The sequence below is a fragment of the Wolbachia endosymbiont of Tettigetta isshikii genome, from assembly GCF_041154185.1.
Lineage (GTDB): Bacteria > Pseudomonadota > Alphaproteobacteria > Rickettsiales > Anaplasmataceae > Wolbachia.
This window is the reverse complement of the sequence record NZ_JBFTEN010000031.1, coordinates 1-10,905: the sequence shown is the minus strand read 5'-3', so window position 1 is coordinate 10,905 and position 10,905 is coordinate 1. Positions and strand designations below refer to the sequence as shown.

Sequence of the window (10,905 nt, the reverse complement as noted above, 5' to 3'; positions counted from 1 at the left end):
CTGCAAATTGGCGTACTATACTGTCTTAAACGACTTATAAGCACGTTTCAGCTTGTATAGGGAAAAACCTAGAAGTCTAGGTGAAATTAATAAAGACATAAGGTGTACATAGTGCAAAAAATTAAACATAAGACGCCAATCTTAATACTCTTGTCGTTTAACCTGTACAGATGAAGATAATTAAATACCTCGAGTACTATAATAAGGGTAACGGCGAAAGTTGTCAAGTAGTTTTTTTTGTTTTTGTTGAATCCAACGCGCTACTAAAAGCTATGCAAAATGGAGGTTTTTTAATCATCGGTAAACCTCAATTACTTTAGATATAACTATATAGTGGGCAAAAATTCTCTAATGGTCTGAAATAAAATTTCCAATGAATGGCTGTCAGACATATTATGCTCCGCTGATTTTGTCAAGTGCACCTCAACATCGGTTGATTTGACTTTTTCAGCTAAATTTAATGAGGTTTGGTAAGGAACATCTTTATCGTTAATGCTATGTAATAAGTGTACAGGAGAGTTTATGTCTATTGTCTCCTTATTTAAAAGAAGGTTTTTCCTGCCGTCTTCTATCAAATTCTTGGTTATTTTGTACGCACAACGCCCTGAAGTAAAGTTCACTACGCCTTTAGAATCTAGTTCTTCTTTTTGCTTACCTGATAACTGCTTGAATATTAAATCCTCAGTGAAGTCAGGGGCAGATGATACACCAATCAATGCCGCAATTCTTTCTGGAAATTGAAGAGCAGTGAGCAACATCAGCCACCCTCCCATACTTGAGCCTATAATTATCTGTTTGTTGCTAGTTAATTCATTGATTACTCTAGTACAGTTTTTTTGCCAATCACTTATCGTGTAATCAGTGAAATCACCACTTGAATGGCCGTGGCCAAAGTAGTCAAATAGCACAAGCGCTACATCATTTTCTTGGCAAAATTTGTAAATAGCAGTTGCTTTAGTTCCATTCATATTTGATGCAAACCCACCAAAAAAGACTATAGAAGCTCTCCTTCCCTGTAGCTTTCGATATGCTATGTACTTGCCACCTTCAACGAATAGTTTACAGTAATCCATATTACTTTGGTAAATCAACGGGGCTATCGCTTAGTTGACGCAAGTAGCTGATTAAATCTGCAATTTCTTGGGGATTGGAAATACCTGCAAACGCCATACGTGTACCTTTTATATAAGCTTTTGGATTCTTCAGGAAAGCAAATAGCTCTTCATACCCCCACTTTCCGCCCTTTTCGAGCACTGCTTTTGAATAGTTAAATGAGTTGCCAAGGTGTGCTTTTTTGCTTCCAACTATGTTCCATAAGTTTGGTCCTACTTTGTTTGCTCCACTTTTCTCGAAACTATGGCAAGCTATACATTTCTTCGCTGCTGATTTGCCTTTTTCAAAACTAGCATTCTGCATAAGCGCTCCGATGTCAAGCGCTACTTGCTCAATTTTTTGCTGAGGTCCGCCACCGCCAGCAGCTACTATCGTTTGGTGTTCAATCTTATATTTCTCCGGGCTGTAGAGCATATCAACCACATTGCTGACTGTCACGATAATCAGCCCAGAAAGTAAAATTGATGCTGCAATCTTATTAAGCTCCATAACTTTTATCAATTGATGTTGCTTAAATTATGCGAATATTTTCGCAAACAGCAAATAATTAACCTCAAAATGGATTGTTTCATCTTTTAATAGAGCAAAATCAAAAATCCTGGTAAAGTGGTTTTGTTTTACTTACAAAATATGCTACTTGATATTGAAAAGCGCAGTATAACAAATGCACTGTGGAGGTTACACGAAGCAGATCAAAGGGAAATTTTAACCCTTACTCAAAAATTTGAATTACCAGAAATACTAGCTAGGACACTTGTTACTCGCGGTGTTAATGTAGAAAGTGCAGGTAACTTCTTATATCCACTAATCAGGTCGCTATTACCAGATCCCTTTCATCTTCTTGACATGGATAAAGCTGTTTGCCGCATAATACGGGCAGTAAATAATGGTGAAAACATAGCAATATTCGGTGACTATGATGTTGATGGTGCAACATCATCAGCATTAATTAACAGATACCTAAGGGCGATTGGTATACACTCTATAATCTACATTCCAGATCGTGTTAATGAGGGCTATGGATTAAATGCAGACGCTTTATTGCAACTCAAAAAGAAAGGAATTGATTTATGTATTTCCGTTGATTGCGGCACACTTGCATATCGACCGATAGAGGATGCCAAGAACTTCGGTCTTGATATTATAGTTATCGATCATCACCTTGGCACAGAAAAGCTACCAAGCGCTGTAGCAGTTGTTAATCCAAAACGCCTCGATGAGAGCTCCTCTTATACTAACCTTGCAGCAGTTGGAGTCTCATTTCTGCTAATTGTTGCTCTTAACAAAAGCCTGCGTGAACAGGGGTTTTTTACCAACAGAAAAGAACCAGATTTATTTGATCTGCTAGATTTGGTTGCCCTTGGTACTGTTTGTGATGTTATGCAGATCACTGGCCTTAATAGAGCATTTGTCTCACAAGGATTAAAAGTGATGTCAGCAAGAAAAAATGTTGGCTTGCGCGTTTTATTTGATGCTTTAGGAATTCTCGAAAAACCAAGTGTTTCCCGGCTGGGTTTTAATATTGGGCCATGCATAAATGCTGGAGGAAGGATCGGAGAAGCGTCGCTTGGTGCAAGGCTGCTTTCTACAGATAATGAAGAGGAGGCGCATTCCATCGCGCTAAAATTAATAGACTTGAATAATACAAGGAAGATGATGGAAAATGAGGCTATTTTAGAAGCCACAACACAAGCGGAAAAGTCCTTGAAATCAGGTGCGAATTTTATAATGGTAAGTGGCAATTGGCATCATGGAATAATCGGTATAATTGCATCAAGGCTGAAAGAGCGATTCCACTTGCCAACGATAGTGATATCTTTAAACAGTGAAATAGGAAAAGCAAGTTGCAGGTCGATTCGTGGGATTGATATCGGAGCTGCAGTTCTTTCTGCAAAATTTATAGATCTGATTATTGAAGGTGGCGGCCATAGTATGGCAGCAGGATTTGCGATTAAGGAAGACAAAATAAACGATTTATATGACTTTTTTACTGAGAAGTTTGCACACTTTACGCATAATAAAGCTTTAAAAGCCGACGGTATAGTAACTGCTAAGGCAATAAACTTATCCCTGTGGAATCAACTGCGACGCTTAGAGCCATTTGGTGTTGGCAATCCTGAGCCGAGGTTTATTATCCAAGGAGCAAAGATCAGGAAGCCTGAAGTTATAGGAGTTGACCATATAAAATGCTTAATTGCTGACGATAATGCTATGGTTAGAGCTATTGCGTTTCGTTCTGCAAATACTCATCTTGGTTCTGCTATCATGAAGGGTAATGTTGAAGCTATTTTGGGCAAAATCTCTATGAATTATTCGAATGGCAATGAGTTTGTACAATTTTTGATAGAGGATGTATTGACTATTAGCTGAGCTGCCTATTAATCTCAGCATTAGCAATAAAAACAAAAAAACTACTTGACAACCTTCGCCGACTCCCTTATTATAGTACTGAAGCTATTTATTTATCTTCGCAATCTCTGCAGTAGATTAATGACAAAAAACTTAGGGTACTTGGCGTCTCATGTTTAAATTTTTGCACTATGCGCACCTCATGTCTTTATTAATTTCACCTAGACTTCTAGGTTTTTGCCTATACAAGCTGAAACGCGCTTATAAGTCGTTTAAGACAGTGTGGAACGTCAAATAGACAAGGGAGTATTTGGATACTAGCTGCCTTAGAGTTTTTTTTGCCTTTTTTTCTCACTTAGTAAATTTCTTAAGCATGAAGGTTACACCAACTTTCGTTATCGGAAAGTCAATTTATTTCTTAAAATTATTAGATTTTCTTTTGGTTTTATATTAGAATAAATATATAAAACTTTAAGACATTAAAGTGGTAACTTATGTTAGTTGATACTTTATATTCGATTAAGTGTCATCAATCATCAAAGAGTTATAGTCTCAAAAGAGACTTAGTGTCAATAAATTACTTGTAAAAGTAAATCTTATGGAAAGCAAGGCTAAAGCTTGGTTCGTTTGGCTGATTGGTAACTTGATTGTTATATTCAGCAACATGCAGATAATTTATACTTTTATAAGCGTAGACCTTGAAAAAGAACTTGGGCTCACGATTGCGCAAGTTGCACTGGCAAATTCAGCTTATAATTGGACTTTTGCCATTTCACAGTTTTTTAGTGGGGCGATGTTTAATACTTTTTCCAGCAAAAAAATTTACTTCTTCTCATTATCAACTATGATCCTTGGGTTTCTTGTTCTCATTAATAGTGAAAACTTCTCCCATTTGATTTTATCTCAAGTGTTGATTGCAATTGGAGCGTCATTTGGCTTTGTTGGGGCTGCTCATATAAGTAGTATCTGTTTTCGCGTTGCTCAATTTGGGCTGATGTTCTCGCTGGTACAGACAATTTCAAGCCTTTCTGCACTGGTGATTCAAATATTGTTCTCTAGCTTTCTCGCTGAAGGTATATATTGGAAAAATCTAATTGTGTGCATAATACTACTTGGCGTGTCAATATTTGTGCTTATGTTCTTCTACCCAGAAGCACTCTCAGAAAAAAGTTTAGAAAAATACACAATAAAAAGCTCAATAAAAACGGTAATATGTTCTGTGCTCACAGTGCTAAAACTAAAAGATATCTGGATAACCTCAATAGTGGGTGCTATTACTTTTGGAACATTTTTAGCGCTTAACACCTTATGGGCACGAAGGTTGTTGAGCAACTCAGAACTTGATGCAATGGGCTCAGGTATAGCAACTGCAGTGTTATGGCTTGGTCTTGCAATTGGTGCGCCGATTGCAGATCGAATCTCAAACTTATTTGAAAATAGAAAGCATGTAATCTCCGCTTTCGCTCTGCTACAGGGCGTTTCGATTATTATTTTACTATGCAGCCATTTGACGGTTCATATCATATATTCTTGTATGTTAATGTTTGGGTTTTTTGCGGGAGGACATATGCTTAATTTTACTGTTGGCAGTGAAATTGTAGAGCGAAAGCGCATTAGCACGTCGTCATCTGTTATCAATGGATTTATGTTTATCGTTGGTGGAATTATAGCATCAACACTAGCACTTTTTACAGATCATCAAGTGGCGCTTCTTACAATATTTGCAGCATTGGCAGCTGCCAGTATTTTAAATTATGCTACAAAAGAGACATACCATAAAAAATAAAGTAGCTGAATCTTGAGTCAATTGTTATATTATATTCACATATTATAATAAATTATGGATTACGTTGTAACAAAAGATATGACAGTAACTAAAGCAACAATAGCTGAGGACATAAATCGAGAAATTGGTTTATCAAAAGAAGACTCTGCTGCGATAATAGGCGATATATTGGATGAGATAAAGGTAGGCTTAGTGAAGGATAGAATAGTCAAAATATCATCCTTTGGGACGTTCTTGGTTAAAAAAAAGAAGGAAAGACCAGGAAATATACCAAATACACCAAAAAAAGTAGTAATTCAGGAAAGAAATTCAGTTTCTTTTAGACCTTCAAAAGTGATAAAAAAATTAATCAATGAATAAGGAAAAATTACTCTACACGATCGGAGAAGTAGCTGAAGAGCTACATGTGGAACAGCATGTTTTAAGATTCTGGGAAAGCCGATTTCGTCAAATTAAACCCATAAAACCTAAGGGAAGAAGGCTATATGATCATGAGTGTATCGAGGCTATAAAGAAAATAAAGTATATGTTATATGATAAAGGATATACAATAAAAGGAGTGCAAAAAGAATTTAATAATGATGTAAAAATCGATCGCGGCTCAAAGGATTTATTACAAGAGATTACCGACCTAAGAGACTATTTAATTAGTAAAATAAATAGTGAAGAAGGTAGCCGTAAGTGTAGTGCAGATGTATGTCATATAGCCGGAGGACCAATCAAGAAAGTGTGAGCTCACGTTAAAGAATCGTTAAAAAGGTACCCATTTAAATTCCCAAACATCACGGGAACCCTTTTAATATGTAACTTGCGATTAAGAAAAAATCAACACATTCACAGTAGATTCAGCTTATATCTATATTTTTTGTGTGGATGTTGGAATGGAAATTTACGCAGGCAAAGAAAGAAGAATAGCAAATGTAGTGACTCAGTACTGGGGTGAAATAAAAGGGTCAGATAGAGACTGGCCGGAAAGGCATGAGATAGATACTGCCGAAATAATGGAATCTTGGCAGCATTGTTTTATTACTGAAGTTAATGACCGAGGTTATATCTGTGAAAATGCGGGAGAAAAGGCTGTTGAGTTCTATGGTTTTGAAAAGAACATGTGCATTGATAATAAATATGCAGTTGATGCACCATTTTTGCGACTATATAAAGTGGACGCAGTTATTGATAAACTCGATGCTGTAGTAGATAGCAAGTGTCCAATCAATGAGGAAGAAGAAAGTGAAAGTGTTAAAATGAGGCAAGTATTGTTGCCGCTTGGAGATAGAGAAGGTATAACGCATATATTGGGTGTAATTACATTTAAGCTTCTTTAATATGCAATTTTAGCTTGTATTGTAGCTTCAGATTACATACTATAGTAGTATTGTAGTTTGTAAGTTGCAATACTATTTAATTCTTTAATAAAGTTGTTTATATTACTAACTAATTACTACTAAAGAATTCGGTGATAATGTTTGTGAATTTATATGAAGAGAATGAAATTGAAAACCAAATCTTCCGTTAAAAAGCGTTTTAATCTTACAGCTAAAGGCAAGGTTATTTCTACTCAATCAGGCAAAAGGCATGGCATGATAAAGAGGAGTAAATCCAACATCCGTAACCAGCGTGGTACAACGATTCTTGGTAAATCTGACTCGCGTATAGTTAAGCTTTACATGCCTTATGGTATTTAACAAAATGGAGGTAAAATAGAATGGCTCGAATAAAACGTGGGGTCACTACTCATGCTCGTCACAAGAAAATATTAAAGTTAGCAAAGGGCTATAGAGGACGTGCAAAAAGTTGTTACAGAATTGCTTTACAAAGGGTTGAAAAAGCATTACAATATGCCTACAGGGACAGAAGAAACCGCAAGCGCGATTTTCGCAGCCTGTGGATAATACGTATCAATGCAGCAGTAAGAGGGCATGGGCTTACTTATGGTAGATTCATGTATGGCCTCACGCTTGCTGGAATTAGTTTAAATAGAAAAGTCCTTGCTGAAATGGCTGTTAATTATAAAGGTGATTTTGCAGAGCTAGTAGAAACTGTAAGCGGCAAATTAGCAGAAAATTCTTGATTTCTTTAAGCAAAGCACGATGAGAGTTGTTTTCATGGGGTCACCAGAATTCGCTGTTGGTGCGCTGAGCTTGTTATTGAAGTCAGAGAATAAGATAATAGCAGTATATACCAAGGGCCAGAAATCTTCGGGGCGTGGACAGAAACTGACGAAATCTCCGATACGTGTTATTGCTGAAGAAAATGGCATAGAGGTCTGTATTCCTACCTCTCTAAAATCTTCGGCAGAGCAAGAACAGTTTAGAAGTTTCAAACCAGACGTTGCAGTTGTTGCTGCATATGGGTTGATACTTCCAAAAGAAATTTTGAATATTCCTAAATATGGTTGTATTAATATTCATCCTTCGCTGCTGCCTAGATGGCGTGGTGCAGCTCCCATACAGCACACGATTTTGGCGGGAGACCAGGAGGCTGGGGTTAGCATTATGCAATTGAACGAAGGATTAGATTCTGGCCCTATTTTAAAACAGAAAAAATTTCTGATTGAAAAAAATGACAATTACAAGACATTGCATGATAAACTGTCTGCGCTGGGTAGCAATTTACTGATGGAAGTGTTAAATGAAATTGAAAAACAGGTTCATTCAGAACAAAACGATGATAATGCGTACTACGCTGATAAAGTGGAAGACTATAAAATTTATGCGGGTGATACTTGCGAAGTTGCTTATAGGAAAGTTAAAGCATTTTATCCCAAAGCATTTGTCAAAATAGGGAATAAACGTTTCAGGATACTGGATGCTGACTTTGAATTAAATGCTTCTTTAACTTCAGCGCGAGGTGAGATTGTTAATGATAATATGCACATAAGTTTGAGGGGCGGCACTTTAATTCCTAAAGTTGTGCAAATGGAAGGAAGAAACCCCTGCAACGTTGAAGATTTTGTACGTGGGTTAAAATTTAGCATGATAAAAAAGCTTATAGAGTAAATAAAACCCCTGCAGCTATCCTGTAGTGGCAAAACACAGACAGACAATGCGACATAAAGTGAGCTACTCCTGACGGCTTTGTTGTGGAATAAGTCTTTCAATGTTGCTAACAATAAAGTCAGTTGTACTGTCAGCTATTCCATCTAGTTTTTTGTTTATGTCTTTACCTATTTCTCTATCTTTAAAATACGCGTATAGAACTAAAGCAGCTACATCTGCATATGTTGCAGTTAAACCAATTTGTGCTATTGTGAATAGCGATAGCCCACCTACAAGTATAGATAATAATCCAATAGCTAGGTTTATAATTTTGCTTTGTGTTGTTTGGTTTTGATCTTCCTGTTTATTTTCTAAGACTTTAGATATTGCTTTTAAAGCAACTTTCATCGCTATTGCTACAAATGGAAGTATAATTAATCCTATAGCTATTTTTGCTAAAAGAAGAATTGACGGTAGCATCATTACAAGTAATAGTGAGCCAGCTCCTATAGCCAACCACTTCCCATTTGTTTTTTTAGATTGATTTCCGCTATCAGGCATTGTAACCCTCCACTTTGTTTAATAATTTATTTATATTTAACACGAAGTGCGAAGGTGGTCAAGATATATTTTTTGTGAAAGAATGTATTGTAAAGGGTTTTTGTGTTATTTTCTATTAACTTATAGTTAAGTTTAAAGTTTTAGAAGGAGTTACGTATTGTTTAGAATATTTATATACTGTTTTGGATCAGTTAGAGAGAATTGAGTGCAAGATGCAGTTTTAGTTTTACAAGATGGTAAGTACTTTTTAGGAAAATCAGTAGGTAAGAAAGGCAAGTGCATAGGTGAGATCTGTTTTACCACTGGTATCACTGGTTACCAGCATACTATAACTGACCCATCTTTTGCCGATCAAATTATAATGTTCACTTTTCCTCATATTGGCAACATTGGGATAAACAGCAAAGATAATGAAGGAGGAAAGGAAATTTTTGCAAGTGGTGTGATTATGCGTGAACTTTCTTCTGCATCTCATCCTTCATCATGTATCAGCTTAAATGATTGGTTGGAGAGAAATAATGTAGTTGGAATATCAGGAGTTGATACTAGAGCCTTGACGAGGCATTTGCAAAAACATCGATCCCAAAGTGGAATTATATGCTCGTTGACCTGCTTTCCGATGTGTGACGCTGGAATCTGTGATGACCAAACTACTCTTGTAATAGAGAATCTGCTGGATGAATTGAAGAAATACAAACCTTTAAATGGAGTAGAGATAATCAATAAAGCCAGTTTAAGTAATAGCTTTAAAAACGATCTTAACGCAAAATACAAAGTTGTGGTGGTTGATTTCGGTGTGAAGACTAGTATAGTTTCACGCTTAATAGAACTTGGTTGCGCAATTGAACTGATTAAGCCAGATAAAGGTTTTGCTCAGAAAATATTAAGTATGGATCCAGATGGTATAGTACTTTCAAATGGTCCTGGTGATCCACAAGAAGTAGGAGAAAGTATGATTCTAGAGATAGACGTTATTATAAAATCTAAAATACCAGTCTTTGGTATATGCATGGGTCATCAATTGCTTGCAATTACTTTAGGAGCAAAGACTTTCAAGATGAATGTTGGTCATCGAGGAAGTAACCATCCAGTTTATAATGTAAATGACGGAAAAGTTGAGATCACCAGCCAAAATCATGGATTTGTTGTTGATTCATCTTCTCTACCAAGTGACGTTGAAGTTACTCATATTTCTCTGTTTGATAATAGTATAGAGGGAATAATGATGAAGAATTACCCGGTTTTTTCTGTACAATATCACCCAGAAGAAGCTCCAGGTACGCACGATTCACATTATCTATTTAGGCGCTTTATTAACAATATTGAGTTACATAAAATGAAGTCTGCATAATTTTAACCTGGCAAGGTTTTATTGCTTGATTTTTTAGTTTTAGACATTTAATATTAAATATAATAAAAGATTAAGTTAAGATACTGGGGTAATGCTCTCTTAACAAATTTTGTGGAGGAGTGATCGAGTGGTTAAAGGTAACAGACTGTAAATCTGTCCGCGAAAGCGTACGTAGGTTCGAATCCTACCTCCTCCATTGTGCGGGTATAGCTTAATTGGTAGAGCTCTAGCCTTCCAAGCTAGTGGAGTGGGTTCGAATCCCACTATCCGCTCTTTTTTTTGTTGTGTTTTTATAAAATCAACATATTGTTTATTTATGTATTTGTATTTTAGGTAGAAAAGTTTAGATTATGACACAAGTAGTAGAAGCATTTGGCAAGCCGCATATGAATGTGGGGACAATAGGGCATGTGGATCATGGGAAGACGACATTGACAGCGGCGATAACAAAGTATTATGGGAATTTTGTAGCATACGATCAAATAGATAAAGCACCAGAAGAGAGGAAAAGAGGAATAACGATCGCAACAGCACACGTTGAATATCAGACGGAAAAGAGGCATTATGCACACGTTGATTGTCCCGGGCATGCTGATTATGTAAAAAATATGATAGTGGGTGCAGCGCAGATGGATGCGGCAATATTGGTAGTGTCAGGGGTTGATGGCCCGATGCCACAAACAAGGGAACACATATTACTGGCAAAGCAAGTTGGTGTTAAGCATATTGTGGTATACATAAATAAAGCTGATGTTGCTGATCACGAT

At 36.6% G+C, this 10,905-nt stretch carries 13 protein-coding genes and 2 tRNA genes; 12 read left to right on the top strand and 3 right to left on the bottom strand.

The genetic code is table 11. The features are described from left to right. Positions 1-326: 326 nt before the first annotated feature. Together AB6N09_RS05400 and AB6N09_RS05395 are read right to left on the bottom strand one after the other, a co-directional pair. The gene (locus AB6N09_RS05400; RefSeq protein ID WP_411131908.1) at positions 327-1,073 is read right to left on the bottom strand and encodes an alpha/beta hydrolase; all 747 of its coding nucleotides are present in this window, start codon (positions 1,071-1,073) and stop codon (positions 327-329) included. Between the two features lies 1 nt (position 1,074). Next, a complete protein-coding gene (locus AB6N09_RS05395; protein ID WP_411131907.1) occupies positions 1,075-1,602 on the bottom strand; it encodes a c-type cytochrome in 528 nt (175 codons plus the stop codon). 141 nt (positions 1,603-1,743) lie between these two features. Here AB6N09_RS05395 and recJ point away from each other — a divergent pair, with 141 nt between their 5' ends. From recJ to fmt, 8 genes are all read left to right on the top strand, one after another. Continuing rightward, the gene (gene recJ, locus AB6N09_RS05390; protein ID WP_411131909.1) at positions 1,744-3,483 is read left to right on the top strand and encodes a single-stranded-DNA-specific exonuclease RecJ; all 1,740 of its coding nucleotides are present in this window, start codon (positions 1,744-1,746) and stop codon (positions 3,481-3,483) included. A 577-nt stretch (positions 3,484-4,060) separates the two neighbouring features. Then, positions 4,061-5,248, top strand: a complete 1,188-nt coding sequence (locus AB6N09_RS05385) for an MFS transporter (RefSeq protein ID WP_411131906.1) — start codon at positions 4,061-4,063, stop codon at positions 5,246-5,248. 54 nt (positions 5,249-5,302) lie between these two features. Next, entirely contained in the window at positions 5,303-5,608 is a 306-nt protein-coding gene (locus AB6N09_RS05380; RefSeq protein ID WP_411131905.1) for an HU family DNA-binding protein, read from the top strand. Beyond that, on the top strand, positions 5,601-5,981 hold the full coding sequence (locus AB6N09_RS05375) for a MerR family transcriptional regulator (protein ID WP_411131904.1): 381 nt from the start codon (positions 5,601-5,603) through the stop codon (positions 5,979-5,981). The genes AB6N09_RS05380 and AB6N09_RS05375 overlap by 8 nt, the downstream gene beginning before the upstream one ends. Positions 5,982-6,129: 148 nt before the next feature. Next, a complete protein-coding gene (locus tag AB6N09_RS05370; protein WP_411131903.1) occupies positions 6,130-6,573 on the top strand; it encodes a PAS domain-containing protein in 444 nt (147 codons plus the stop codon). A 153-nt stretch (positions 6,574-6,726) separates the two neighbouring features. Continuing rightward, complete coding sequence (gene rpmI / locus AB6N09_RS05365) at positions 6,727-6,933, top strand: 50S ribosomal protein L35 (protein ID WP_041046057.1); 207 nt, start codon at positions 6,727-6,729, stop codon at positions 6,931-6,933. 20 nt (positions 6,934-6,953) lie between these two features. Further along, positions 6,954-7,319, top strand: coding sequence for a 50S ribosomal protein L20 (rplT, locus tag AB6N09_RS05360; protein ID WP_411131902.1), 366 nt, complete (start codon positions 6,954-6,956; stop codon positions 7,317-7,319). Positions 7,320-7,338: 19 nt separating this feature from the next. After that, the gene (gene fmt / locus AB6N09_RS05355; protein ID WP_411131901.1) at positions 7,339-8,247 is read left to right on the top strand and encodes a methionyl-tRNA formyltransferase; all 909 of its coding nucleotides are present in this window, start codon (positions 7,339-7,341) and stop codon (positions 8,245-8,247) included. A 63-nt stretch (positions 8,248-8,310) separates the two neighbouring features. Here fmt and AB6N09_RS05350 read toward each other — a convergent pair whose 3' ends face one another. Then, positions 8,311-8,787: a hypothetical protein gene (locus AB6N09_RS05350; protein WP_411131900.1), complete on the bottom strand. Its 477-nt coding sequence runs from the start codon at positions 8,785-8,787 to the stop codon at positions 8,311-8,313. Between the two features lie 205 nt (positions 8,788-8,992). Between AB6N09_RS05350 and carA the strand changes: the two genes are divergently transcribed. The 4 genes from carA to AB6N09_RS05330 form a co-directional block, all read left to right on the top strand. After that, positions 8,993-10,138 (top strand): glutamine-hydrolyzing carbamoyl-phosphate synthase small subunit, encoded by a 1,146-nt coding sequence (gene carA, locus AB6N09_RS05345; protein ID WP_411131899.1) that lies wholly within the window; start codon positions 8,993-8,995, stop codon positions 10,136-10,138. Between the two features lie 113 nt (positions 10,139-10,251). Continuing rightward, a tRNA-Tyr gene (locus AB6N09_RS05340) sits at positions 10,252-10,334 on the top strand. A gap of 4 nt (positions 10,335-10,338) precedes the next feature. Next, positions 10,339-10,410, top strand: a tRNA-Gly gene (locus AB6N09_RS05335). Between the two features lie 78 nt (positions 10,411-10,488). Beyond that, positions 10,489-10,905, top strand: a 417-nt coding sequence (locus tag AB6N09_RS05330; RefSeq protein WP_411131898.1) for a GTP-binding protein, incomplete at its 3' end; no start/stop codon positions are given.